Genomic DNA, 23476 nt, shown 5'->3' with positions numbered 1-23476 from the left:
CTATCTTGGTCTCGGGGCTTGGATTATCGGACAATAGCGTGTAAAGAGCCGCTCTAGTTTTAGGGATATAAAGACCGTAACCCATGCAGACCGTAATCATTGTCATTCACTTGTTGATCGTGCTGGCGCTTGTCGGCGTTGTGCTTATCCAGCGTTCGGAAGGCGGCGGCCTTGGCATTGGCGGTGGTTCGGGGTTCATGACGGCTCGCGGCGCGGCGAACGCGCTCACCCGCACGACAGCCATTCTTGCGATCGGTTTTTTCGCGACCTCGCTTATTCTCGGTATCATGGCGCGCTACAGCGAAAAGCCAACCGACATTCTCAATCGTATTCCGGCGGCAACCGGTAGCCAGACTGCTCCGGCGGGCGGCAATGGCGGCGGTATTCTTAACCAGCTGGGTGGTGAGTCCTCGCGTCCTGACGCTAATAAGACAGCACCGGCAGCTCCGGGCAGCGCTACAGCACCGGCAACGCAGCCCGATGCTACTCAACCGCAGGCTCCGGTCGTTCCGGAAACGCCGGCCAATCCGGTCCCAAGCTCTCAGTAAAAAAAGTGAGCTAAATGAGCACAATGCGAAGCCGGCCCTAGAGGCCGGTTTTCTTTTTGTTAACCGTAGAGTCGCAAAGTGTTGCAACCAGGCAATACGCTGCTGCGAATCGTATTGCAGAATGATGGCAGCGAATTGAGAACCTGATGGCTTTGCAGTAAGGAGAGCGAAAGTCTGATCGCACCACTGCGATAGGTGTTTCTCCCTTGTGCTTGAATTTTCGGGAACCGACCATGTTTTCACGCCGTATTCTGATGGCAGGTATTGCTAGTCTCTGCATTGGAGCAACCGCTCCGGCATTTGCAGCCTCGCCGGTAAGCGCTGAAGCGCAGCTCAATGAGGCCGCCGCATCCGTTCAGCAGGTTGCACTTTCAAGCGACGCCAAGGCTAATCCTGAAAAGCCGAAGAAGAAAAAGGCTTCCAATAGCAGCAATGCGGTTAAGGCTAACAAATACAATATTGATCCGAAATATCGTGCTCAGGAAGTCGCATTCAGCGGTTACAAGCCTGGGACCATTGTGATCGATCCTAAAAACTATTTCCTTTACCTAGTCGAGACGTCAACGACTGCGCGCCGTTATGGTATCGCAGTCGGCAAGGTTGGTCTGGAATTCAAGGGTAAAGCTACAGTGAACGCAAAGCGTGAGTGGCCGCGCTGGATCCCAACGAAGGAAATGATAGAACGAAATCCAGCCCATTATGCGCGATTCAAGAACGGCATGGATGGCGGCCCGGGTAACCCGCTTGGTTCGCGCGCCATGTATCTCTTCCAGGGCAACAAGGACACCTATATCCGCATTCACGGAACGGTACAGCCATGGACCATCGGCAGCTCGGCTTCGAACGGCTGCTTCCGTATGACGAATGACGATGTGTTGGATCTTTATGATCGGGTCGGTCTGGGCACCGAAGTGGTTGTTCTCTGATCTGTAAATGACTATGTGAATATGGCCGGGCTTGCGGGCTCGGCCTTTTCTTTTGTGTTTGTCACTATTCTTGCAGGTGGAAGCTGTGGATTTCGAGCTTCGACATGGCTTTATGTGAATAGGGTCGCTAGAGAGTACAGACCTATTCGCTCCGGTGTTTCTGGCACCGGTTTTTCTTTGTGCAACGACGATTACCGCCTGTCTTCGGTGAAAAACACAGCCGGGGTGCATTTTTTTGTGGCGGAATCAATCAAGAAAGTCTAACGAGATAAGCCCATGGCGCGATATGTATTCATCACTGGCGGCGTGGTTTCTTCCCTTGGAAAAGGCATAGCTGCTGCAGCACTGGCTGCACTCCTTCAGGCACGTGGTTACCGCGTGCGTATCCGTAAACTCGACCCTTATCTGAATGTCGATCCCGGCACGATGTCGCCTTACCAGCATGGTGAGGTGTTCGTCACTGACGATGGTGCCGAAACCGATCTTGATCTGGGTCATTACGAGCGGTTCACCGGTCGCCCTGCCAACCAGCAGGACAACATCACCACCGGTCGCATCTACCGTAACATCATCGAAAAGGAACGCCGCGGCGATTATCTCGGTGCGACGGTTCAGGTCATTCCGCATGTGACCGACGAGATCAAGAACTTCGTCCTCGAAGGTAACGAAGATTATGATTTCGTTCTCTGTGAAATTGGCGGCACGGTTGGCGACATCGAAGCTATGCCGTTCCTCGAAGCCATCCGTCAGCTTGGCAACGAATTGCCACGCGGAACGGCAGTTTATATCCATCTGACCTTGATGCCTTATATTCCGGCAGCTGGCGAATTGAAGACCAAGCCGACCCAGCATTCGGTCAAGGAACTGCGCTCTATCGGTATTGCTCCAGATATCCTTCTGGTTCGCGCCGATCGCGAGATCCCTGAATCAGAACGCCGCAAGCTGTCGTTGTTCTGTAATGTCCGTGAAAGCGCGGTCATTCAGGCGCTCGACGTGGCTACGATCTATGATGTGCCGATCGCCTATCACAAGGAAGGCCTTGATTCGGAAGTCCTGTCGGCGTTCGGCATCGACCCGGCTCCAAAGCCGCGTATGGATCGCTGGGAGGAGGTTTCCAGCCGTCTCCACAATCCGGAAGGTGAAGTGACCATTGCCATCGTCGGCAAGTATACCGGTCTCAAGGATGCCTATAAGTCGCTGATCGAGGCGCTTTATCATGGTGGTCTTGCCAACAAGGTGAAAGTCAACCTCGACTGGATCGAGGCGGAAGTTTTCGAAAGTGAAGATCCGGCTCCATATCTGGAAAAGGTTCATGGCATTCTGGTGCCGGGCGGCTTCGGCGAGCGCGGCGCAGAGGGCAAGATTCTTGCAGCGAAGTTCGCTCGCGAACGCAAGGTTCCTTACTTCGGTATCTGCTTCGGTATGCAAATGGCCTGCATTGAAGCAGCACGCAATCTTGTCGGCATAGAAAATGCATCATCGACCGAGTTCGGCCCGACCAAGGAACCCGTTGTCGGTCTGATGACCGAATGGCTCAAGGGCAATATGCTCGAGAAGCGTGCTTCGGCGGGCGATCTTGGTGGTACGATGCGTCTTGGCGCGTATGAAGCAGCATTGACGCCAGGTTCGAAAATTGCGGAGATCTACGGATCGACGGATATTTCAGAACGTCATCGTCATCGCTACGAAGTCAATATCGACTACAAGGATCGCCTTGAAACAGCTGGATTGAGCTTTGCAGGCATGTCACCGGATGGTGTTCTTCCGGAGACAGTTGAGTATTCTGACCACCCTTGGTTTATCGGCGTGCAATACCATCCAGAACTGAAGTCCCGTCCATTTGAACCGCATCCGCTATTCGCTTCCTTTATCGAAGCGGCGATTGAGCAGAGCCGTCTGGTCTAAAACTCTAGCGCGCCTTTCGGGGCGCGTTTTCGTTTCGTCTTTCAGACTGCGGTCTTGTTTTCGAGCCTCCTTTACGCCAGATAAGGTGCCTGCAAGGCATTCAGTATCGAGGTTCACGTCATGGCGACTGCCAATTCATCCGTAAAAATCGGAAATGTTACTTTTTCAAACAGTGCGCCATTCGCTCTGATTGCGGGTCCGTGCCAGATGGAAACGCGTGAACACGCTTTCGATATGGCAGGCCGCCTCAAGGAAATGACCGATAAGCTCGGCATCGGCCTTGTCTATAAATCCAGCTTCGACAAGGCCAATCGTACCTCCTTGAAGGCTGAGCGCGGAATCGGCCTCGAAAAGGCAATGGAAGTTTTTGCCGATCTCAAGAAGGAGTTCGGCTTTCCCGTTCTGACGGATATCCATACCGAAGAGCAATGTGCCGAAGTTGCGCCTGTGGTTGATGTCCTGCAAATTCCGGCATTCCTCTGCCGCCAGACCGATCTGCTGATTGCTGCCGCAAAGACCGGACGTGTCGTGAACGTCAAGAAGGGCCAGTTTCTGGCACCGTGGGACATGAAGAATGTTCTTTCCAAGATTACGGAAAGCGGTAATCCGAATGTTCTTGCGACTGAACGCGGTGTTTCATTCGGTTATAATACGCTTGTTTCCGATATGCGTTCCTTGCCGATCATGGCCGGTCTTGGTTCGCCAGTTGTTTTCGATGCGACTCACTCCGTGCAGCAGCCGGGCGGGCAGGGTGGCTCGACAGGTGGACAGCGTGAATTTGTGGAAACGCTGGCTCGGGCGGCAGCTGCCGTCGGTGTTGCAGGGTTCTTTATCGAAACACATCAAGACCCGGACAACGCACCATCCGATGGCCCGAACATGGTTCCTGTGGATAAAATGCCCGCGCTTCTCGAAAAGCTCATGGCTTTTGATCGTATTGCAAAAGGGCTTTAAACAGTTCTCGAAGAATTTAAAGGGCGGGGGATTTTCCTCCGCCTTTTGTTTCGTCAGAGCGGTTCCGATTCTAACAGAATCGCTGGAACCGCTCTGACGAATTGTTTTGCCGCATTATCCTACGCAAAACCGCTTCGCACTTTTGCTGGAAATGCTCCAAGGCTTAAAAACTGGGCCGGTGCATAATCTTTTCTGAAATGTCTGCAAACTTTCAGGATTATGCGCTATGAAATGACCGCATCGGATTTGTTAAGTGCCTCGCGGATATGGCGGGGCAATCTATAGGGAAGGACTGGTTCCTATGACTGCAATCATCGACATCGTCGGCCGCGAAATTCTCGACAGCCGCGGCAACCCAACCGTCGAAGTGGATGTCGTGCTTGAAGATGGCTCCTTCGGACGCGCTGCCGTTCCGTCCGGCGCATCGACTGGCGCACATGAGGCCGTAGAGTTGCGCGACGGTGGTAGCCGATATCTTGGCAAGGGCGTTGAAAAAGCCGTTGAAGCTGTTAATGGCAAGATTTTTGACGCTATTGCGGGCATGGATGCGGAAAGCCAGCTGCTTATCGACCAGACGATGATCGAGCTCGATGGTTCGGCCAATAAGGGCAATCTCGGCGCCAACGCAATCCTGGGTGTCTCTCTTGCCGTTGCCAAGGCTGCGGCCCAGGCGACCGGTCTTCCGCTCTATCGCTACGTCGGTGGCACAAACGCCCATGTTCTGCCGGTCCCGATGATGAACATTATCAATGGCGGCGCACATGCCGACAATCCGATCGATTTTCAGGAATTCATGATTCTGCCGGTCGGCGCTTCATCCGTTCGTGAAGCTGTTCGTTACGGTTCGGAAGTTTTCCATACGTTGAAAAAGCGCCTCAAGGATGCCGGTCACAACACCAATGTCGGCGACGAAGGCGGCTTCGCGCCGAACCTGAAGAATGCCCAGGCTGCACTCGATTTCATTATGGAATCGATTGAGAAAGCTGGCTTCAAACCGGGTGAAGATATTGCTCTTGGACTCGATTGTGCAGCGACCGAGTTCTTCAAGGACGGCAATTACGTCTATGAGGGCGAACGCAAGACGCGGGATCCAAAGGCTCAGGCCAAGTATCTTGCCAAGCTCGCTGGCGACTATCCTATCGTTACTATCGAAGACGGTATGGCTGAAGATGACTGGGAAGGCTGGAAGTATCTGACCGATCTTATCGGCAACAAGTGCCAGCTTGTCGGCGACGATCTGTTCGTCACCAATTCGGCCCGTCTGCGTGACGGTATTCGCATGGGCGTTGCCAACTCGATTCTCGTCAAGGTCAACCAGATCGGATCGCTGTCGGAAACGCTCGATGCTGTCGAGACTGCTCACAAGGCTGGCTATACTGCTGTCATGTCGCATCGTTCGGGCGAAACCGAGGATTCGACGATTGCCGATCTCGCTGTTGCCACCAACTGCGGCCAGATCAAGACCGGTTCGCTGGCGCGTTCGGACCGCACCGCGAAGTACAACCAGCTTATCCGCATTGAGGAAGAACTGGGCAAGCAGGCCCGCTATGCAGGCCGCAGCGCACTGAAGTTCCTCTAATCTTTTCTGAGAGCCATAAAAGGCGGGCTTCGGTCCGCCTTTTTTCGTTTCAGCATTATGTCCTCAGATATCCGAGCATTTGACCCTATATAATTATATTGATATCAATATTGTTGCATTGGTGTTCGAACCAATGAGGGAACGGCTTGAAACGCAACTGACGAAGCCGTGGGCGGATCTGTCAACGGGAGAGAGAAAATGGCTTACATTGAAGGATTTGTCGTCGCGGTTCCCAAGGCGAACAAGGAACTCTATCGCAAGCATGCCGCGGAAGCGGCTGTATTATTCAAAGAGTTTGGTGTGACGCGCATGGTTGAAGCATGGGGAGATGACGTGCCGGAAGGCAAGGTTACCGATTTTCGCCGTGCAGTTAAGGCGGACGAAGACGAGGAGGTTGTGTTCTCCTGGTTTGAATATCCCGACAAAGCAACGCGCGATGCTGCAAACAGCAAGATGATGAGCGACCCGCGTATGAAGGCGATGGGGGAGCGGATGCCATTTGATGGCAAGCGCATGATTATGGGCGGGTTTTCTACGATTGTTGACGTTTGAACCCTTCAGGCATTTTCATGCCGACAAGAGAGAACGGTTTGTCTTTATGACGAGCCGTTCTCGATTCTCGTCTGAACGGGACAGCTCCTTCCATACTGGCTTTACTCGCCCGGCGTTTACAAAATCAGGATACCCGCTCCCGACATCGCCCTGTGGTAAATCTCTGTTAAGCAAAATAATGCTTCATGGTGAAATTCGGATTGACGCTCTTATCAGGATTCGTCGCAACTCCGAATATCCGGGAAGGAAGTCGAAATGTGGACCAAGCAGAAGCGTAAATCGATCCGTGGGCGGTTTGTGTTGCCCATTCTGACGGCTGCGTTTCTAAGCTATTTCGGCTTTCATGCCTATCACGGCGAATTCGGCCTCTATTCCCGTATCCAGCTTGAAGAACAAAAGAGCCTTCTGACCAAACAGCTCGAACAGGTAACAGCAGACCGCACTGCGCTCGAAAAGCGAGTCGCACTTTTGCGTGATGGCTCTATCGAGAAGGATATGCTTGACGAGCAGGCACGCAGGGCGCTTAATCTCTCCCATCCCGACGAGGTGACAATTATCACCTCCAGGGAAGATAGATCGAATTAACCGAAATCCAGTTAATTGTCTTTTTGTGGTATGTTTTTAAGGGCTTGGCGACATAGCAGCTATGCTCTGAGCGCATATTGTATCTTGTGGTATGCCCGTATAACGTCACAATAGAACGACAATTTAGGGAGCGAGATATGGCACCGAGGGCTAAAAAGTCGCCTGCCGGCAAAACGCAGGCGACTTCTGTGACTGCACCCAAGGCACCTGCGCCTGCAAATTTCGATAAGAAGCAGGAGCTGGACGCTTATCGCGAAATGCTGTTGATCCGGCGTTTCGAAGAAAAGGCCGGCCAGCTTTACGGCATGGGCTTCATTGGCGGTTTCTGTCACCTTTATATCGGCCAGGAAGCCGTAGTGGTCGGCATGCAGATGGCGCTGAAGGAAGGTGATCAGGTTATCACCGCCTATCGCGATCATGGTCATATGCTTGCAGCGGGCATGAGCGCGCGTGGCGTTATGGCTGAACTGACCGGACGTCGCAGCGGCCTTTCCAAGGGTAAAGGCGGCTCCATGCACATGTTCTCCAAAGAGAAGAACTTCTACGGCGGTCACGGTATCGTTGGTGCGCAGGTTTCGCTTGGCACAGGCCTTGCGTTCGCGAATCGTTATCGCGACAACGACAATGTAACGCTGACCTATTTCGGCGATGGCGCTTCCAATCAGGGGCAGGTCTACGAAAGCTTCAACATGGCGTCGCTGTGGAAGCTGCCGGTAGTCTACATCATCGAAAACAACCGCTATGCCATGGGCACATCGGTTTCGCGCTCCTCCGCTGAAACTGATTTCTCGAAGCGCGGTCTTTCTTTCAATATTCCGGGTATTCAGGTGGACGGCATGGACGTTCGTGCGGTCAAAGCTGCTGCCGATCTGGCCGTGGAATGGACCCGCTCCGGCAAGGGACCGATCATTCTCGACATGCAGACCTATCGTTACCGCGGTCACTCCATGTCGGACCCGGCAAAGTATCGCTCGAAGGAAGAAGTGCAGAAGATGCGCTCCGAACATGATCCGATCGAGCAGGTCAAGCAGCGTCTGATCGACAAGGGTTGGGCAACCGAGGAAGAGCTGAAGGAAATCGACAAGGACGTCCGCGACATTGTCGCTGATTCTGCTGATTTCGCTCAAAACGATCCGGAGCCGGATGCATCCGAGCTCTACACGGATATTCTGCTCTAATTCCAGGAAGGTGTTGTCATGCCCGTAGAAATTCTCATGCCCGCACTTTCCCCAACCATGGAAGAGGGCAAGCTCTCCAAGTGGCTGAAGAAGGAGGGCGACAAGGTTACGTCCGGCGATGTGATCGCTGAAATTGAAACCGACAAGGCGACGATGGAAGTCGAAGCTGTCGATGAAGGTACGATTGGCAAGTTTCTTGTCGATGAAGGCACTGAAGGCGTGAAGGTCAATACGCCGATTGCCGTGCTTCTCGGTGACGGCGAAAGCGCTTCCGATATCGGTTCTGCTCCGGCTGCGAAGGCTGAAGCACCGAAGGAAGAGCCGAAAGCCGAAGAAAAAAAGGCTGATTCTGTTCCGGCTGCTCCCAAGGCTCCGGCACTCGAAGTCGCGTCCGACCCGGACATTCCGGCTGGCACCGAAATGGTTTCGATGACAGTTCGTGATGCGCTTCGTGATGCGATGGCAGAAGAAATGCGCCGCGACCCGAACGTTTTCGTGATGGGTGAAGAAGTTGCCGAATATCAGGGCGCCTACAAGGTAACGCAGGGGCTTCTCGATGAGTTCGGTTCCAAGCGCGTTGTCGATACCCCGATCACTGAGCACGGTTTTGCCGGTGTAGGTGTTGGCGCTGCTTTTGCAGGTCTGCGTCCGATCGTTGAATTCATGACTTTCAACTTCGCTATGCAGGCAATCGATCAGATTGTGAACTCCGCCGCCAAGACGCTTTATATGTCCGGCGGGCAGATGGGCGCTCCGATGGTCTTCCGTGGTCCGTCCGGTGCGGCTGCACGCGTTGCTGCTCAGCATTCGCAGTGCTACGCGGCATGGTACAGCCATATTCCGGGTCTCAAGGTCATCATGCCCTACACGGCAGCCGACGCCAAGGGCCTGCTGAAGGCTGCAATCCGCGATCCGAATCCGGTGATCTTTCTCGAAAACGAAATTCTCTACGGTCATCATTTCGATGTGCCCAAGCTTGATGATTTCGTTCTGCCGATCGGCAAAGCCCGCATTCACAAGCAGGGCACGGACGCGACCATCGTTTCGTTCGGTATCGGCATGACCTATGCTATCAAGGCGGCCGAAGAGTTGGGCCAGCAGGGTATCGATGTTGAAATCATCGATCTGCGTACGATCCGCCCGATGGATATTCCAACGGTTGTGGAATCGGTCAAGAAGACCGGCCGTCTGGTGACTGTGGAAGAAGGCTTCCCGCAGTCGTCCGTTGGTACGGAAATCGCCACCCGCGTCATGCAGCAGGCCTTCGATTATCTCGATGCGCCGATCCTGACCATTGCCGGCAAGGATGTCCCGATGCCTTATGCGGCAAATCTTGAAAAGCTGGCGCTGCCGACGGTCGCCGAAGTGGTCGAAGCGGTGAAAGCCGTTAGCTATACCGCTTAAACAGAAAGGGTCTGGACATGCCGATCAATATCACCATGCCAGCGCTTTCTCCGACAATGGAAGAAGGCAACCTGTCGAAATGGCTGGTCAAGGAAGGCGACAAGATCGCTCCCGGCGATGTTATTGCTGAAATCGAGACCGACAAGGCTACGATGGAAGTGGAAGCGGTGGACGAAGGCACGGTTGCCAAGATCGTGGTTCCTGCCGGTTCCGAAGGCGTCAAGGTCAATGCGCTGATCGCCATCCTCGCAGAAGAAGGCGAAGACGTGGCGGCTGCAGCCAAGGGCGCAGCATCTGTTTCGAAGGCTGACGCTCCGAAAGAAGAGCCGAAGCCGGCTGAAGTCCAAAAGGAAGCCGCAGTTCCTGTTGCGGCGCCCACGCCGGCTAAGGTGGAGCCGTCCGCTGCCGCCTCGAATCAGGGGGACCGTGTGTTCGCCTCACCGCTTGCGCGTCGTATCGCCAGGGAATCCGGTGTCGATATCGCTGCCGTGAAGGGTACCGGCCCGCATGGTCGTGTCGTTCAGCGCGATGTGGAAGCCGCTCTGGCTTCCGGTGGGGTCAAGGCTGCTCAGCCGAAGGCGGAAGCTGTCTCTGCTGCCGCTCCAAAGCCGATGTCGGATGATGCCGTTCTCAAGCTTTTTGAAGAAGGCACCTACGAGATCGTTCCGCATGACGGCATGCGCAAGACGATTGCCCGCCGTCTGGTGGAATCGAAGCAGACCGTTCCGCATTTCTATCTGACGATCGATTGCGAGCTGGATGCGCTTCTGGCTCTGCGTTCGCAGATCAATGCTGCTGCGCCGATGGTCAAGACGGAGAAGGGCGAGGTTCCGGCCTACAAGCTCTCGGTCAACGATATGGTCATCAAGGCAACGGCTCTGGCGCTGCGCGATGTCCCGGACGCCAATGTGTCGTGGACCGAAGGCGGCATGGTCAAGCACAAGCGCGCTGATGTCGGCGTTGCTGTCTCCATTCCGGGTGGCCTGATTACGCCTATCGTTCGTCAGTCGGACTCAAAGACATTATCGGCGATTTCCAACGAGATGAAGGACCTTGCCAAGCGCGCGCGTGATCGCAAGCTGAAGCCTGAAGAGTATCAGGGTGGTTCGACCTCCGTGTCCAACCTCGGCATGTTCGGCGTGAAGGACTTTGCCGCGATCATCAATCCGCCCCATGCGACCATTTTCGCAATCGGTGCAGGTGAACAGCGTGCAGTGGTCAAGAACGGTGAAATCAAGGTTGCGACCGTTATGTCCGTAACCCTTTCAACCGATCACCGTGCCGTCGATGGCGCGTTGGCTGCTGAACTTGCACAGGCCTTCAAGCGTCACATCGAAAATCCGATGGGTATGCTGGTCTGATCGATCAACTTCAAGGGCGTCGTGTTCTGCTGAACTCGACGCCTGAGGTTTTTGAATGGCTGGACAACTGAACCTACGCCGGGCCGAACGCCGTGAAGCCGCTGAGATCGCCATTCTTGTCGATATCTCGTCGCACGGTTTTGCGTCATGGCTCTGGTACAGTGCGGTTCTTGACGGACAAACTGAAACGGCCATGGAACGCGGTCGGCAATATATGCGCGCCGACGGCACCGAGGGCTGGCAGAGTACGACTATAGCCGAGTGGGCTGGCGAGATTGCCGGGCTTTCCATCGGCTTTACCGTGGACGAAAGCATTAACGATCAGTCGGCAAAACATCCGGTTATGGATCAGCTGATCGCGATGCAGCGCAAGGTCATTGGGAACCGCTTTATAGACAGCGTTGGCGTTTATCGGGAGTTCCGCGGCAAGGGAATTGGCCGCGCTCTTGTCGCCAACGAGATTGACCTGGCTCGTCGGAACGGCAACCAGACCATCAGCCTGATAACCGAAAGCCACAACGATGTGGCGCTTTCCCTTTACGGCGCCCATGGTTTCAAGGAAATTGAGCGGCTCGAAGCGATAGAACGCGTTGGGCAGGACAAAAGACACGACTGGGTGCTGCTCACCCGAGAAGTGAACTGAGCAAAGGCAGGACAATATGGCCGACATTTACGACGTTATTGTTATCGGCTCGGGCCCGGGTGGTTATGTCACCGCAATCCGCGCTGCGCAGCTTGGCCTCAAGACGGCTATCGTCGAGCGTGAACATCTGGGCGGAATCTGCCTCAACTGGGGCTGTATTCCCACCAAAGCGCTTTTGCGCTCGGCTGAAATCCTGCATTTTGGCGAACACGCCAAGGATTACGGTCTGAAGCTAGAAGGCACGATTACACCTGATGTGAAAGCTGTGGTTCAGCGGTCGCGTGGTGTGTCGGCCCGTCTCAACGGCGGCGTCGGCTTCCTGATGAAGAAGAACAAGATCGATGTGATCTGGGGTGAGGCAAAGCTGGTAAAGGCTGCTTCGGGTAGCAATCCTGTTGAGATTTCGGTTGGCAAAACCTCAAAGCAGCCGATGCAACCGCAGAATCCTGTCCCGAAGGGCGTTCTAGGTGAAGGAACCTACAAGGCGAAGCACGTCATTGTCGCCACCGGCGCTCGTCCGCGCGCTTTGCCGGGCATTGAGCCGGATGGCAAGCTGATCTGGACCTATTTCGAAGCAATGGTTCCACCGGAACTGCCGAAGTCCATGCTCGTGATGGGGTCGGGTGCGATCGGTATCGAATTCGCTTCTTTCTACAATGACATGGGCGTCGATGTGACGGTCGTGGAACTGATGCCGCAGATCATGCCGGTTGAAGACGCAGAGATTTCCGCATTCGCGCGCAAACAGCTTGAAAAGCGCGGTCTGAAGATCATTACCGATGCGAAAGTTACCAAGGTCGAGAAGGGCGCAAGCAATGTGACCGCCCATATCGAGACCAAGGACGGAAAGATGCAGTCGTTGACGGTGGACCGCATGATTTCGGCGGTTGGCGTGCAGGGCAATATCGAAAATCTTGGCCTGGAAGTGCTTGGCGTCAAAACGGATCGCGGATGCATCGTCATCGATGGTTATGGCAAGACCAATGTTGCGGGCATCTATGCTATCGGTGACGTTGCCGGGCCGCCGATGCTGGCGCACAAGGCCGAGCATGAAGGCGTTATCTGCATCGAGAAGATTGCAGGTCTTCCGAACGTTCACCCGCTCGACAAGAATATGATTCCGGGCTGCACCTATTGTAACCCGCAGGTCGCTTCCGTCGGTCTGACAGAAGCAAAAGCCAAGGAAAAGGGTTACGATATCCGCGTCGGTCGTTATTCGTTTGCCGCAAATGGCAAGGCGATTGCACTTGGAGAAGATCAGGGGCTGGTCAAGACTATCTTCGACAAGAAGACGGGACAGTTGCTCGGCGCCCATATGGTCGGCGCTGAGGTGACCGAGCTCATCCAGGGCTTCGTGATCGCCATGAATCTCGAAACGACCGAGGAAGAACTGATGCATTCGGTCTTCCCACACCCGACCCTTTCGGAAATGATGAAGGAAAGCGTTCTGGATGCGTATGGTCGCGTGTTGAATGCATAAGACGGAGGGACGCTCATTCCGCTGATCGAAAACGGAGGGCCATGGCGGCGTGCCGCCTGGCCCATCATCAAATGGTGTACCGTGGGAGGGCTGGTGCTGGGGTTTGCAGCCGGCACTTTGAGTGTTCTTGGCGGCAACACCATATCGGTCAACGGAATGGCCCTAACTGGCTGGTACGGTGTCTGGGCGCTTACATTGGCGCTCGGCACTGCGGGCTTGGTGTTTGGCTTGATATGGGCATTGGTTTTCCGGGCTCTCGGACTGGCGGCGCGGCGATGAGTAGCAAATCGCTTAAGTTGACAGGGTAGAGAGCAGGGATTAGGACCGAACCGAATTTGGAAGCATTTCATGAAAATGCTTCGGATAGGCAGGGAAAAGCATGGTTACAGTTCTCGACCTGGTGAACCAAGGCAAGCGTGAACGGCATCCCGAGAAGGCGCATCGTCCGGACAATGTTGTCCTGAAGAAGCCTGACTGGATTCGCGTCAAGGCTCCTGTCTCGCGCGGCTACAGTGAAACGCGCGATATTGTTCGGTCGAACAAGCTGGTCACGGTTTGCGAAGAAGCTGGTTGCCCGAACATTGGTGAGTGCTGGGAAAAGAAGCACGCGACCTTCATGATCATGGGCGAGATCTGCACGCGTGCCTGTGCCTTCTGTAACGTCTCGACCGGTATTCCGACAGCGCTCGATCCGAACGAACCCGAGAATGTTGCCAAGGCCGTCAAGCAGATGGGCTTGACGCATGTGGTCATCACATCGGTGGATCGCGACGACCTTGCCGACGGTGGCGCGCAGCATTTTGCTGAGGTCATTCAGGCGATCCGTGAAGCTACTCCTGCGACCACGATTGAAATCCTGACGCCGGATTTCCTGCGCAAGGAAGGTGCTCTTGAAGTCGTGGTCAAAGCCCGTCCGGACGTGTTCAACCACAATCTGGAAACTGTGCCGTCGAAATATCTCAAAGTTCGCCCCGGCGCGCGTTATTTCCATTCGATCCGCCTGCTGCAGCGTGTCAAGGAACTGGACCCGACTATTTTCACCAAGTCCGGCATCATGGTCGGTCTCGGCGAAGAGCGGAATGAAATTCTTCAGCTGATGGATGATCTGCGTTCGGCGGATGTGGATTTCATGACCATCGGTCAGTATCTCCAGCCGACCCGCAAGCATCATCCTGTCATTCGCTTTGTGACCCCTGACGAATTCAAGTCGTTCGAAACGATTGGCCGGACAAAAGGCTTCCTGCTGGTTGCGTCCAGTCCGCTGACGCGTTCCTCGCATCACGCTGGCGATGATTTCGCCAAGCTGAGGGCAGCGCGCGAAACGCAGATTGCTGCGCGGGCCTGAGATAGGAAATGCCGCAGTTTACGACCGTCAGGCGGGTGCATCACCGGGCAGATCAGATGTTCGGCCTCGTTGCGGATGTTGAGAAATATCCGCAGTTTCTGCCCATGTGTGAGGCTTTGTCGGTTCGCTCCCGCAAGGAGCGTGACGGGAAGGCCCTTCTCATTGCTGACATGACGGTTGGTTACAAACTTATACGCGAGACTTTCACCAGTCAGGTGCTGCTGAAGCCCGAGGAAAGCGTCATTGATGTGAAATATCTCGACGGGCCGTTTCGCTATCTCGACAACCGCTGGACTTTCAAGCCGGTGGGCGATGGAAGCGAATGCGATGTCGAGTTCTTCATCGATTATGAGTTCAAGAGCCGTACCCTTGGCCTCCTTATGGGAACGATGTTCGATCTCGCTTTCAAGAAATTTTCAGAAGCCTTCGAGAAACGGGCAGACCAGATTTTCGGTCTGGCCTGAAAAACCGTTTTACCCTTTTCTGGATGTGCCTTTACTGCGCTGTATAGCCGCCATCGACCAGTATGGATGCTCCAGTGACGAAGGAAGCTTCGTCACTTGCCAGAAAAAGAACAACGCTGGCTACTTCTTCGGCGCGACCGAGACGACCTATCGGATGCAAAGCCACGAGCGCCTGTTTTTTGTCGTCCGGAATATCCTTGAGAAGAGGCGTATCGATATAGCCGGGGCAGACTGCGTTCACCCGGATGTTTTGCGCGCCGTAATCAATGGCGAGCGTCTGCGTTAAAAGTTTTACGCCGCCCTTTGCTGCCGCATAAGCGGTGACAGCTGATTTCCCGACGTGACTGTGAATCGAGCCGCAGTTCACGATCACGCCGCCACCCTGCGAGCGCATCTGATCGATCGCGTATTTATCGCAGAGATAGACGCCGGTGAGGTTGATATCGATGGTTTTTTGCCATACAGCTTCATCAAGCTCGTCTATCGGGCCGTCTGCGGCAATGCCTGCATTGGCGAACATGATATCGAGGCGGCCATAGGTTTCGACGGTTTTGGCAATCAGTGCCTGTACAGCTTTCGTATCGGTCACATCGGTTTTGACGAATATTGCCCGCTCGGTGCGGCCTGCAAGCTCGTTGGCCAGTTGCTGGCCATGTTCCGAATAATCCGCAATGACGACATTTGCTCCCTCGCGAACGAAAGCCCGAACAGTCGCTTCACCGATGCCGCTTGCTCCACCTGTAACGATTGCCACCTTACCATCGAAACGCATCACCATGATCTCCTTGCCTGGACAAAGACAAGGATAGGGCACCGTAGATAAAAGTATAAGCTCTAAATTTACCGAAGGTTTTCCAGAACGAGGTCCAGTGCGGCGATAACCGTCGCGTGGCGAATTTCAGCTCGGGTTTTGGGACCGAAACGACATTCGCGATGAAGGGTCGGGCGGCCTTTTCGTGCCGATGCAATGTGAACGAGACCGACGGGTTTTTCATTGGAACTGCCGCCAGGACCGGCAACTCCTGTAACTGCCACAGTTACACTGGCGCGGGAGTGAGAAAGCGCCCCTTCAGCCATGGAAAGCGCGACTTCCTTCGAGACAGCGCCAACGCGATTGATCAATTCCATCGGAACGCCGATCATTTCGGCTTTCGCTTCGTTGGAATAGGTCACGAAGCCGCGATCTACGACATCGGACGATCCGGCGATGTCGGTCAAGGCTCCGGCTATAAGCCCGCCTGTGCAGGATTCAGCCGTGGCGATCATTACACCGGCCTTGCGGCAGGCTTCCAGCGCGACAATGGCTTTTTCTTCTGCGATGAGTGCGCTCATTCGGGAACCTCACCGGGGTAGATGACGGTTGCCGTTGCAATGGCAGCGATACCCTCGCGGCGCCCAACGAAGCCGAGCTTCTCATTGGTGGTCGCTTTGACGGAAACCCGGTCTGCGGCAATTCCCAGCATATCGCAAAGCGCTTCTGTCATTGCTGCGCGGTGTGGACCGATCTTCGGTGCTTCGCTGATAAAGGTCACATCGACATTGGCGATACGCCCACCTGCTTCACGTACGATATTGGCGGCGTGTTCGACAAAGATGCGGGAGGCTGCACCTTTCCACTGCGGGTCGGAAGGAGGGAAATGCGTGCCAATATCACCCGCTCCTCGCGTCGCAAGCAGGGCGTCGGTCAGCGCATGAAGTCCGACATCGGCGTCTGAATGACCATTGAGTTTTGCTTCATGGGGGATTTTCACACCGCACAGCGTCACATGATCGCCGGGTTCAAAGGAATGAACGTCGTAGCCATTGCCGGTGCGAATATCGGGAAACGAAACGTGTTCTTGCCGCAGGCGCTTGTCAGCCATTTCAATATCCTTTGCCCAGGTAAGCTTTGTATTGTCTGCCGATCCTTCGATGATGCGGACGGCGATATTTTGCCATTCGGCGATAGCAGCGTCGTCCGTGAAATCAGAGCGATTGATCGTGAAGGCTTTTTCATGTGCATCGAGGATCGGCGCATAGGGAAAAGCTTGTGGTGTTTGCGCCGCAAACAGGCCAGCGCGAGGCACCGTCGTTTTTACTGTTCCGTCCGCAGCTGATTGCTTGAGCGTGTCCGAAACTGCCAGAGCCGGTAGCACGCCTTCATCGGGTGCGAGAGTTTCCACGATGCGCGTCAACAGATCCTGGCTGATAAATGGTCTCACGCCGTCATGAATCATGACATATTGCGGCGCCTGATCTTTCAGAGCAAGAAGACCAAGACGAGTTGATTCCTGACGTGTGGGACCACCATTTACGACGCGAATGTCGTCCCGGCTTTCTGGAAAGGCGCTTTCGTAAAGCTTATGGTCATCAGGGTGAATGACGACAACGATGCTGTCAACGAGCGGACATTCGATGAAAGCGCGTAAAGTGCGGGCAAGAACGGCTTCGCCACCGATGCGCCGGTATTGTTTCGGCCCTTCGACGCTCTGACCGGAGCGCTCGCCACGGCCAGCCGCCACGATGACTGCTGCTATCTTTGAAATGGTTGTCACCTCTGCCAACTATTGCATTTCCAAGCCGAATAATGCCTTGCGCGGATAAATGCCAGACGGCAATTGATTTATCGTGATTTTGCGCCGCTTTTCCTTGCGTTGAAATGTGAGGCTGATTAATGTATGTGCTAATTGCACTATGCACATCAAATAGGCATTTTATTGGTGATTTTTCTTGATCAACCTTTGAGCATAAACGGTGTGGCGCTTGCCAACCGTGTCTTTCTTGCGCCGATGTCGGGCGTTTCGGACCTTCCATTCCGCAGGCGCGCAGCGGAGGCTGGCGCGGGCATGGTCGTGTCTGAAATGGTCGCCAGCGCCGAACTTTGTAACCGTCACAAGGAAAGCCTTCTGCGCCTCTCAGGCGAGGGACTTGGAACGCATGTCGTGCAGCTCGCGGGACGCGAAGCGCATTGGATGGGCGAGGCAGCCAGGATCGCCGCAGGCGAAGGTGCTGATATCATCGATATCAATATGGGCTGCCCGGCCAAGAAAGTGACAGGCGGTTATTCCGGGTCTGCGCTGATGCGCGATCTCGATCACGCAATGACCCTCGTTGAGGCAACTGTCAATGCGGTCAGCGTTCCGGTTACGCTCAAGATGCGGCTGGGGTGGGACGAGAAAAGTATCAATGCGCCTGAACTGGCAAGGCGTGCGGAAGATGCCGGTATCGCCATGGTGACTGTCCATGGGCGTACGCGTTGTCAGTTCTATGAAGGCAAGGCGGACTGGGATGCAATTCGCGCTGTTCGCGACGCGGTCAGGATCCCACTGGTTGCCAATGGAGATATGGCGTGTCGAGGTGATGCTGAGGAAATTATGCGCCGCTCTGGAGCTGATGCCGTGATGGTCGGGCGTGCCTCTTATGGGCAACCGTGGCTGGCCGGTGCAATTGCAGGAAGTGACTTTGCCCCACAGTCTCGAAATGAAGTTCTTGATTATATTATAAAGCATTACGAAGATATGCTCGAGCATTATGGAAGCGCGACGGGCATCCGTCATTCCCGCAAACATCTCGGCTGGTATCTTGATCGTCACGCTGGCGCTACATGTACGCCTGCCGAGAAAGCGGAAGTGATGACCCTGACCGAGCGGCAAGCCGTCATCGACGCTTTGCGTCGTATATTCATGCGCGAAGCTTCAGAATCCGCGCTCAAAGAGGTTGCCTGATGCGCGAGAGAACTGAAACGAACGGCATTCCATCGGTCGTGCTCGATGCCATCAGCCAGCCGGTTATCATGGTTAGCGCCGAGAACTGTATCGCCTATGCAAATCTGGATGCAGAACAGTTCTTTCGTTCCGGCTCGTCCATTCTGGCGCGCAACCGGCTGGAGTCCTTTCTGCCCTTTGGTAGTCCGTTGTTGGCGCTGGTCGATCAGGTTCGCACCAGTCAGATGCCGGTGAACGAATATCGCGTCGATGTCTCGTCGCCACGTCTTGGGGCGGAGCGTATCGTTGATATTTACGTAGCGCCGGTAGCGGAGCTGCCGGGCGCTGTGGTCATCCTCTTCAAGGAAAAGACGATGGCCGAAAAGATCGATCGCCAGATGACACATCGCGGCGCGGCGCGGTCCGTGACCGGGCTGGCATCGATGCTGGCTCATGAAATCAAGAACCCTCTCTCTGGTATCCGTGGTGCGGCACAATTGCTGGAACAGGTTGTCGGCGATGAGGATCGTGCGCTTGCGCGTCTTATTACCGATGAAACGGATCGGATCGTTTCACTGGTTGACCGCATGGAGGTTTTCTCGGATGAGCGCCCCATCGAGCGCTCTGCCGTCAATATTCATGCGGTTTTGGATCATGTGAAGGCGATTGCGAAGAACGGGTTCGCACGGAAAATCCGTTTTGTGGAAGATTATGATCCTTCTCTCCCACCAGTTTTCGCCAATCGAGACCAACTCGTGCAAGTTTTCCTCAATCTGCTGAAGAATGCTTCGGAAGCCATAGGCGACCGTGAAGGCGGCGAGATTGTCCTATCCACGGCTTATCGTCCGGGCATTCGTCTGCAGGTGCCGGGTGCGCGGGACAGGGTGGCGCTGCCTCTCGAATTCTGCGTGCATGACAACGGACCGGGTGTGCCGCAGGACATGCTGCCGCATCTGTTCGATCCCTTCGTGACCACGAAGACCAATGGGTCGGGACTGGGATTGGCACTCGTTGCGAAGATCATTGGCGACCATGGCGGTATTATCGAATGCGACAGCCATCCTTCGCGAACGACTTTCCGTATTCTGATGCCCGCATGGAAAAATACGGAACTGGCAGCTGGAAATACTGGAGATAACGCATGACCGCAGGACGTCCGACAGGAACCATATTGGTGGCGGATGACGATGCAGCTATTCGGACCGTGCTGAACCAGGCATTGTCGCGAGCAGGCTACGATGTGCGTGTGACTTCTAATGCTGCCTCGCTTTGGCGCTGGGTGGCTGCAGGCGACGGTGATCTGGTCATTACTGACGTTAATATGCCGGACGAGAATGCCTTCGACCTCCTGCCACGCATCAAGAAGATGCGTCCTGACCTGCCAGTTGTGGTCATGAGCGCGCAGAACACATTCATGACGGCAATTCGGGCATCCGAGGCGGGAGCCTACGAATATCTGCCGAAGCCATTCGATTTGACGGAACTCATCAATATCGTCGGTCGGGCTCTGTCTGAACCAAAACGTAAGCCCATTGCCGCTTTATCGGATGAGCAGGCCGATAACATGCCGCTGGTCGGCCGTTCGCCTGCGATGCAGGAAATCTACCGTTTGCTGGCCCGCATGATGCAGACGGATTTGACCCTCATGGTTACGGGGGAATCCGGCACAGGCAAGGAACTGGTTGCGCGTGCCCTGCACGAATACGGGCGTCGCCGAAAAGGCCCGTTTGTTGCGATCAATATGGCGGCGATCCCGCGCGATCTGATCGAGTCCGAGCTGTTCGGGCACGAGAAGGGTGCCTTTACCGGCGCGCAGAACCGCTCAAGCGGCCGCTTTGAACAGGCAAATGGCGGAACACTGTTTCTCGACGAGATCGGCGATATGCCGATGGAAGCACAAACCCGTCTTTTGCGCGTGCTGCAGCAGGGCGAGTATATGACAGTCGGCGGACGTACGCCGATCAAGACCGACGTGCGCATCGTTGCCGCGACCAACAAGGATTTGCGGCAACTGATAGCGCAAGGTTTGTTCCGTGAGGATCTTTATTACCGGTTGAATGTCGTGCCCCTGCGCTTGCCGCCGCTTCGCGAGCGCAGCGAGGACGTGGCCGATCTTGTGCGCCATTTTTTCAAACGCGCTGCCGAAGAGGGGCTGCCGGAGAAGCGTATCAGCACCGCTGGCCTGGAAATGATGCGCCGGTATCCATGGCCAGGAAATGTGCGTGAACTGGAAAATCTCGTCCGGAGGCTTTCGGCGCTTTATCCGCAAGAGGAAATATCGCCGGAAATCATCGAAACGGAATTGAAGTCTGAACTGGCCAAGCCGGATGTCGTTCCCGTCAGTGGGGGCGATATGGAGAATATTTCCATATCGCAGGCCGTCGAGCAGAATATGCAGCGTTACTTTGCATCATTCGGTGCCGATCTGCCGCCGCCGGGGCTTTATCACCGGGTTCTGGCGGAACTGGAATATCCCTTGATCCTCGCATGTCTTACGGCAACACGTGGAAATCAGATCAAGGCGGCAGATCTTCTGGGATTAAATCGGAACACGCTGCGCAAGAAAATTCGCGAGCTCGGGGTCAATATCTACCGCGGAAACAAGGGAAGCTGAACGATAACCATGCGCTAATAACGCATTAACTACGTTATTTAATGAGCAATTAAGTCTGTTCGACTACTGTTGGTTGCATGAGAAATCAGCAATCCACGCGAAGCAAGAAAACCCGGCGTATTCTCGAACCGGCTGTAAGGAGCGGCATTCTTGCCGCGCCTTTGATATTGATGCTTGCAATCGTCGTCATTTTGTCAGGAGCAGAGCCGAGGCTCTCCGCGATGATCGATCAAACCTTCACCGGTTCGATTAGCCCCATCATAAAGTAATTACCAGTTGGCCTTGAATAAGATGCCTGCATTCCTACTCTTTTAGCATAGCTAAAGGAGATAATCATGCGTCTTGTTGCTACGACTTTGTTTCTTGGTTTGTCTGTTGCTGCGGCCTATGCCGCTCCGCCACCGGAAGGCACCAAGCTTTCGGAAATAATCGCCAAAATCGAACAGAACGCGGATACCGCTTTCATTGATGAAGTCGACTGGAATGATCGCGGCTATTACGAGATCGAATATGTCACCAAGGCTGGCGCCAAGGTTGAGGTGAAGGTCGATCCGAAAACCGGAGAAAATGTTCGGTGATTTTCAACCTTCTCAGGAACGATTATGCTGGAGCGGGTAGCGGGAATCGAACCCGCGCGTTCAGCTTGGGAAGCTGACAAGCTACCATTACATCATACCCGCAAACTGTAATGTATTTCAGCTAATTAGCGACAAGTTTGATGAGGCCGCATTAGAAAGTTTTACAGTTGGTTTTGCCAAACTATGTTCTCTTTCTGGTCTCGTCAAACTGTTTTGTCGGAAGGTCGCCCGTACCGTTACGTTCCGTCTCAAGACTTCACGAAACACTACAGTATCGTGACAAATTTTTCATGAACCGTTCCATTGATATCCAGGATTGAGAAGCCATCTGCAGATAACGCTTTCAACCATGCAGCCAGATTTGCAGGCTGTTGCAGATGACAGGAAATCCATGGGCAAGACCACAAAGCGCCGGGCACTGCTTATCGTAAATCCACATGCCCGAAATGGCAGGGGATATGGCGTGGATATTCGTTCTGCGTTGGAACGCGGCGGCCTCCAGCTCATCGAACGAAATCCGCAGGACGACGAGACGATCTCAGATCTGATCCTTCGTGAAAAAGATTGTGATCTCGTTATTGTCGGTGGTGGCGATGGGTCGCTGAATGCTGCAGCCAAGGGGTTGATGGAGACGGGAATGCCACTTGCAATCCTTCCGCTTGGAACTGCGAATGATTTCGCCCGGACCATAGGCATTCCTGCCGATCCGGTCGAGGCGGCGCGTCGCCTTTCTTCCTATGAAATACAGCCCATCGATCTCGGTGAGGTGAACGGCCACCTTTACTTCAATGTCGCGAGCATCGGTTTCAGTGCCGAACTGGCGCAGCAACTCAGCTCTGCGGCAAAGAAGAAGTGGGGAAAGCTCGGCTATGCGATCGTTGCGGCACGTATCCTCATGCGTTCGGAGCTTTTCACAGCCTATCTGGAACACGACGGCATGACGGAGAAAATCCGTACGTTGCAGGTCTCTGTCGGGAACGGAAAATTCTATGGCGGCGGCATGGCTGTCGAGAAGGACGCTACAGTGGATGATGGCAGGCTGGATTTTTATAGTCTGGAAGTCGATCACTGGTGGAAACTTTTGCGTCTGCTTCCAAGTCTGCGCCGTGGCACCCACTCCAAATGGGATGGCGTGCGCGCTTTTCCGACGACCGAGGTCATTGTGCGCACCAAGAAACCGCGTGCTGTAAACACAGATGGCGAGCTGTCGACGTGGACACCAGCCCATTTCCGCCTGTTGCCCAAGGCGATCAAAGTTTACATGCCTGATCCGGTATTGAGGCCGTGATATTGAGGAGGCAAAAAGAGACCCGCTTTGTTGGAGCGGGCCTAATCCATGACGTTAGGTGACTGGCTCGGAGGTCATTAGAGCCGTATAGGTAACGACTGAAAGGCCTGAACGTTCCATATTTAAAAGAAAAAATACCAGATTAGCAGCACGACAACGAGTGGAACGCCCATCAGCCAAAGGATCATTGCTCTCAACATTCTTGTTCTCCTTCCTGTTGAAAATTCAACGCGTTGAATGAACGATGGTTCCACAGGACTGAGTGATACGGCTCGTCGGAGGTAAGCGAATGCCAAGCAGCGCGACTCAAAATATGCGGAATGTCAAAAGCTTTAATGATCCGTCAATGAATCGGTGACATCACTAAAATCTAAAAAGGCGCAACCAGC

General features: G+C 54.4%; 23 protein-coding genes and 1 tRNA gene. 20 read left to right on the top strand and 4 right to left on the bottom strand.

The annotated features are described in order from the left end of the window. The first annotated feature begins 83 nt into the window (after positions 1-83). The 15 genes from secG (at position 84) to JNC70_RS10965 (ending at position 14924) form a co-directional block, all read left to right on the top strand. On the top strand, positions 84-548 hold the full coding sequence (gene secG / locus JNC70_RS11035) for a preprotein translocase subunit SecG (RefSeq protein ID WP_104756344.1): 465 nt from the start codon (positions 84-86) through the stop codon (positions 546-548). Between the two features lie 233 nt (positions 549-781). Continuing rightward, positions 782-1474 (top strand): L,D-transpeptidase, encoded by a 693-nt coding sequence (locus JNC70_RS11030; RefSeq protein WP_104756343.1) that lies wholly within the window; start codon positions 782-784, stop codon positions 1472-1474. A gap of 276 nt (positions 1475-1750) precedes the next feature. Further along, positions 1751-3379, top strand: coding sequence for a CTP synthase (gene pyrG / locus JNC70_RS11025; protein ID WP_104756342.1), 1629 nt, complete (start codon positions 1751-1753; stop codon positions 3377-3379). Positions 3380-3499: 120 nt separating this feature from the next. Next, on the top strand, positions 3500-4333 hold the full coding sequence (gene kdsA, locus JNC70_RS11020; protein WP_104756341.1) for a 3-deoxy-8-phosphooctulonate synthase: 834 nt from the start codon (positions 3500-3502) through the stop codon (positions 4331-4333). Positions 4334-4634: 301 nt separating this feature from the next. After that, positions 4635-5912, top strand: coding sequence for a phosphopyruvate hydratase (gene eno, locus JNC70_RS11015; RefSeq protein ID WP_104756340.1), 1278 nt, complete (start codon positions 4635-4637; stop codon positions 5910-5912). Between the two features lie 198 nt (positions 5913-6110). Then, positions 6111-6464, top strand: a complete 354-nt coding sequence (locus JNC70_RS11010; protein ID WP_104756339.1) for a DUF1428 domain-containing protein — start codon at positions 6111-6113, stop codon at positions 6462-6464. 255 nt (positions 6465-6719) lie between these two features. Then, positions 6720-7049, top strand: a complete 330-nt coding sequence (locus JNC70_RS11005; protein WP_104756338.1) for an FtsB family cell division protein — start codon at positions 6720-6722, stop codon at positions 7047-7049. Between the two features lie 137 nt (positions 7050-7186). Next, the gene (pdhA, locus tag JNC70_RS11000; protein WP_104756337.1) at positions 7187-8227 is read left to right on the top strand and encodes a pyruvate dehydrogenase (acetyl-transferring) E1 component subunit alpha; all 1041 of its coding nucleotides are present in this window, start codon (positions 7187-7189) and stop codon (positions 8225-8227) included. 18 nt (positions 8228-8245) lie between these two features. Further along, on the top strand, positions 8246-9631 hold the full coding sequence (locus JNC70_RS10995) for a pyruvate dehydrogenase complex E1 component subunit beta (protein ID WP_104756336.1): 1386 nt from the start codon (positions 8246-8248) through the stop codon (positions 9629-9631). Between the two features lie 17 nt (positions 9632-9648). Then, entirely contained in the window at positions 9649-10992 is a 1344-nt protein-coding gene (locus JNC70_RS10990; protein ID WP_104756335.1) for a pyruvate dehydrogenase complex dihydrolipoamide acetyltransferase, read from the top strand. A 55-nt stretch (positions 10993-11047) separates the two neighbouring features. Further along, the gene (locus JNC70_RS10985) at positions 11048-11635 is read left to right on the top strand and encodes a GNAT family N-acetyltransferase (RefSeq protein ID WP_104756334.1); all 588 of its coding nucleotides are present in this window, start codon (positions 11048-11050) and stop codon (positions 11633-11635) included. A 16-nt stretch (positions 11636-11651) separates the two neighbouring features. Then, positions 11652-13115 carry a dihydrolipoyl dehydrogenase gene (gene lpdA, locus JNC70_RS10980; protein WP_104756333.1) on the top strand — a complete coding sequence of 488 codons (1464 nt, stop codon included), beginning with the start codon at positions 11652-11654 and terminating at the stop codon, positions 13113-13115. Between the two features lie 81 nt (positions 13116-13196). Beyond that, positions 13197-13394: a hypothetical protein gene (locus JNC70_RS10975; RefSeq protein ID WP_104756332.1), complete on the top strand. Its 198-nt coding sequence runs from the start codon at positions 13197-13199 to the stop codon at positions 13392-13394. 100 nt (positions 13395-13494) lie between these two features. Beyond that, positions 13495-14460, top strand: a complete 966-nt coding sequence (lipA, locus tag JNC70_RS10970) for a lipoyl synthase (RefSeq protein ID WP_104756331.1) — start codon at positions 13495-13497, stop codon at positions 14458-14460. An 8-nt stretch (positions 14461-14468) separates the two neighbouring features. Then, a complete protein-coding gene (locus JNC70_RS10965; RefSeq protein ID WP_104756330.1) occupies positions 14469-14924 on the top strand; it encodes a type II toxin-antitoxin system RatA family toxin in 456 nt (151 codons plus the stop codon). A 31-nt stretch (positions 14925-14955) separates the two neighbouring features. On the opposite strand, the gene JNC70_RS10960 is transcribed toward JNC70_RS10965, so the two are convergent. From JNC70_RS10960 to JNC70_RS10950, 3 genes are all read right to left on the bottom strand, one after another. Next, positions 14956-15696: an SDR family NAD(P)-dependent oxidoreductase gene (locus JNC70_RS10960; RefSeq protein ID WP_104756329.1), complete on the bottom strand. Its 741-nt coding sequence runs from the start codon at positions 15694-15696 to the stop codon at positions 14956-14958. 68 nt (positions 15697-15764) lie between these two features. Continuing rightward, complete coding sequence (locus JNC70_RS10955; protein WP_104756328.1) at positions 15765-16256, bottom strand: CinA family protein; 492 nt, start codon at positions 16254-16256, stop codon at positions 15765-15767. After that, entirely contained in the window at positions 16253-17467 is a 1215-nt protein-coding gene (locus JNC70_RS10950; protein WP_104756327.1) for a bifunctional 2-C-methyl-D-erythritol 4-phosphate cytidylyltransferase/2-C-methyl-D-erythritol 2,4-cyclodiphosphate synthase, read from the bottom strand. The genes JNC70_RS10955 and JNC70_RS10950 overlap by 4 nt, the downstream gene beginning before the upstream one ends. 156 nt (positions 17468-17623) lie before the next feature. Here JNC70_RS10950 and dusB point away from each other — a divergent pair, with 156 nt between their 5' ends. The 4 genes from dusB to JNC70_RS10930 all read left to right on the top strand — a co-directional run bounded on the left by dusB (position 17624) and on the right by JNC70_RS10930 (position 21799). Beyond that, positions 17624-18628 (top strand): tRNA dihydrouridine synthase DusB, encoded by a 1005-nt coding sequence (gene dusB / locus JNC70_RS10945; protein WP_208623470.1) that lies wholly within the window; start codon positions 17624-17626, stop codon positions 18626-18628. Next, positions 18628-19752: a two-component system sensor histidine kinase NtrB gene (locus JNC70_RS10940; RefSeq protein ID WP_104756325.1), complete on the top strand. Its 1125-nt coding sequence runs from the start codon at positions 18628-18630 to the stop codon at positions 19750-19752. The genes dusB and JNC70_RS10940 overlap by 1 nt, the downstream gene beginning before the upstream one ends. After that, positions 19749-21221, top strand: coding sequence for a nitrogen regulation protein NR(I) (gene ntrC, locus JNC70_RS10935; protein ID WP_104756324.1), 1473 nt, complete (start codon positions 19749-19751; stop codon positions 21219-21221). The genes JNC70_RS10940 and ntrC overlap by 4 nt, the downstream gene beginning before the upstream one ends. Before the next feature lie 335 nt (positions 21222-21556). Further along, complete coding sequence (locus tag JNC70_RS10930) at positions 21557-21799, top strand: PepSY domain-containing protein (RefSeq protein ID WP_104756322.1); 243 nt, start codon at positions 21557-21559, stop codon at positions 21797-21799. Positions 21800-21827: 28 nt separating this feature from the next. Here the strand turns inward: JNC70_RS10930 and JNC70_RS10925 are convergent. After that, positions 21828-21901: transfer RNA gene (locus JNC70_RS10925), tRNA-Gly, on the bottom strand. Between the two features lie 289 nt (positions 21902-22190). Here JNC70_RS10925 and JNC70_RS10920 point away from each other — a divergent pair. Then, on the top strand, positions 22191-23087 hold the full coding sequence (locus JNC70_RS10920; protein ID WP_104756427.1) for a lipid kinase: 897 nt from the start codon (positions 22191-22193) through the stop codon (positions 23085-23087). The last annotated feature ends 389 nt before the right edge of the window (positions 23088-23476 follow it).

This window comes from Brucella oryzae, assembly GCF_041929965.1.
GTDB classification, from domain to species: domain Bacteria; phylum Pseudomonadota; class Alphaproteobacteria; order Rhizobiales; family Rhizobiaceae; genus Brucella; species Brucella oryzae.
Note: the sequence above shows the minus strand (reverse complement) of the source record. Positions and strands in the feature narration are given on the sequence as shown.